The sequence below is a fragment of the Pseudomonas avellanae BPIC 631 genome, from assembly GCF_000444135.1.
Lineage (GTDB): Bacteria > Pseudomonadota > Gammaproteobacteria > Pseudomonadales > Pseudomonadaceae > Aquipseudomonas > Aquipseudomonas avellanae.
Genome location: NZ_ATDK01000602.1, coordinates 1 through 2,581, shown reverse-complemented (window position 1 = coordinate 2,581; position 2,581 = coordinate 1). Strand labels below are relative to the sequence as shown.

2 protein-coding genes are annotated in these 2,581 nt (G+C 55.5%); one reads left to right on the top strand and one right to left on the bottom strand.

The annotated features are described in order from the left end of the window. Positions 1-34: 34 nt before the first annotated feature. Positions 35-640, bottom strand: coding sequence for a recombinase family protein (locus DW49_RS0127845; RefSeq protein WP_024421557.1), 606 nt, complete (start codon positions 638-640; stop codon positions 35-37). A 93-nt stretch (positions 641-733) separates the two neighbouring features. Between DW49_RS0127845 and DW49_RS0127840 the strand changes: the two genes are divergently transcribed. Then, positions 734-2,581 (top strand): DUF4158 domain-containing protein (locus DW49_RS0127840; RefSeq protein ID WP_024421556.1); only part of this gene is annotated, 1,848 nt, incomplete at its 3' end.

The window sequence follows — 2,581 nt, the reverse complement described above, 5'->3', positions numbered from 1 at the left end:
AGGGGTCGGTTCAGGCTGGGGGCGAAATGACACGCTAAGCCGTTTCGCGATGCCTGCGGACAATTTCAGTGACGGTGTTCTTGCTAATACCAAGATCTCGGGCAATCCATCTGTAACTGCGACCTGCTTCAATCGCTTCGATGACTTTGGGGTAAAGTTTGTCGGATTTCGGGCGCACGCCTACTTGCCGCCCGAGCTTACGCCCTCGGGCACGAGAAGCGGCGAGGCCTGACTTGACTCGTTCACTGATGAGATCGCGCTCGAACTCCGCGATGCCGGATAGAAACGTCGCCAGCATACGACCATGCGGTGACGACAGGTCGAACGCCATACCATTCATAGCAATGACAGACACCTTCCAGCCTTCCAGTTCTCGTAGCGTGTTGAGAAGATCGATCGTTGATCGGCCCCATCGAGACAATTCCGTCACCAGGATGACTTCGATATGTCTCGACTGGGCCAGCGCCATGATCTTACGTCGCTCAGAACGGTCAAGCTTCGCACCTGATCCAGTTTCCTTAAAAATTGCGGTGACCTCAAAACCTGCACGATGGGCAAACGCTGTGAGGTCACGCTCCTGCCGTTCGCATGATTGGTCAGCCGTCGAAACTCGGCAATAAATAGCGGCTCGTTGTCCCAATTGAACCCTCGTCGTTTTATGGTGCGGGAAGTCTTGATTTGCATGGGCTGAGTTTTGTACAAAACAGACTATGCTTCAACAGGGACAGTAGTGATGCCGAGACGACACATTCTCACCGAGCGACAGCGCTCGGCACTGTTTGATCTGCCCACCGATGAGTTATCGCTGCTTCGGCATTACACACTGGGCGATGACGATCTTGCACATATTCAAGAACGCCGCAGACCCGAGAACAGGTTGGGGTACGCGTTGCAGCTTTGCGCGTTGCGATATCCAGGGCGCACGCTAGCTCCGAGCGAAGTGATTCCGTATGAGATCTTGTCGTTTATCGGGGCTCAGCTTGGAGTCTCGGCCAATGCACTTCTCACCTATGCCGCCCGACGACAGACTCGCCATGAGCATATGGCGGCGTTGCACGAGAACTATGGGTACAAAACCTTCGCAGGTCGCGGTGCTCGTGATCTGCGCGACTGGCTTTTCGATCAGGCTGAGGAGGCCCGTTCGAACGAAGATCTTGCTCAGCGTCTCGTCTTGCGTTGCCGTGAAAATCTGATGATTTTGCCAGCGATATCTACTATCGAACGACTATGCGCAGACGCGCTGGTCGCCGCGGAACGACGGATAGATACACGAATTGCGCAAAGGCTCGATAGCGCTGTGCGCGAACGGCTTGATGGCCTGCTGACCGAGTTGCTCGATGCCAATATCAGCCGTTTCATCTGGCTTCGCCAGTTCGAGGTCGGCAACAACTCTGCTGCTGCAAACCGGCTGCTCGACAAGCTGGAGTTCTTGCGTAGCCTGAGTCTCGATTCGCAGGTACTTGCCGGTGTCCCACCGCACCGTGTCGCTCGTTTGCGCCGGCAGGGCGAGCGCTACTTTACCGATGGTTTGCAGGACATCAGTTCGGATCGGCGCTGGGCAATCATTGCTGTCTGCTCTGTGGAATGGGAGGCTGCGATCGCTGATACTGTGATCGAGACTCATGACCGAATCGTGGGGAAAACCTGGCGCGAGGCGAAACGGCTAAATGATGAACGAATAGGCGGTTCCAAGGCAGCGGTCACTGATACTCTGCGCGCCTTCACCGCTCTGGGGGCTTCTTTGCTCGAAGCCCATAATGATGGTATGCCGTTAGAAATGGCGATCTCCAAATCGACACAATGGGGTCAGCTAGAACAACTGGTTGCTACAGGCGCTCAGCTCAGCAATACGCTTGCTGACGATCCACTAGCTCATGTCGGACAAGGTTATCATCGCTCCCGCCGCTATGCGCCGCGTATGTTGCGATGCCTGAAACTCGAGGCTGCATCAGTGGCTCAGCCTTTGATCGCGGCGGCGAAAGCCATAGGAAAAATGCAAGCGTTACCATCGGTCGCGAACAATTTCTTACGTCCAAATTCAAAATGGCACCGGCATCTTCGAGCACAAGACCAAGGTGACAACCGCCTCCGTGAAGTGGCAGTCATGTTCCACCTCCGGGATGCCTTTCGATCCGGTGACATCTGGCTCGATCATTCACGCCGCTATGGCGACCTCAAGCAGGTACTTGTGCCATTGGTCACGGCACAGACAAACACCAGGCTGGCCGTTCCACTTGATCCGCAGCTTTGGCTGACGGATCGAAAAGCACGCCTCGCCGATGGACTGAAGCGACTTGCGCGCGCAGCGCGTGACGGCACCATCCCTCATGGCAGCATCGAGGACGGAACGTTACGGATCGACCGACTGACGGCTGATGTTCCGGATAACGCCGAGGAGCTGATACTCGATCTTTATCGCCGGATGCCACCCATTCGAATCACCGACATCTTGCTTGAGGTTGATGCTGCGCTCGGGTTTACCGAAGCCTTTACCCATTTAAGAACAGGGGTTCCATGCAATGACCAGATCGGCCTACTCAATGTATTACTCGCGGAAGGGCTGAACCTTGGGCTGCGTAAG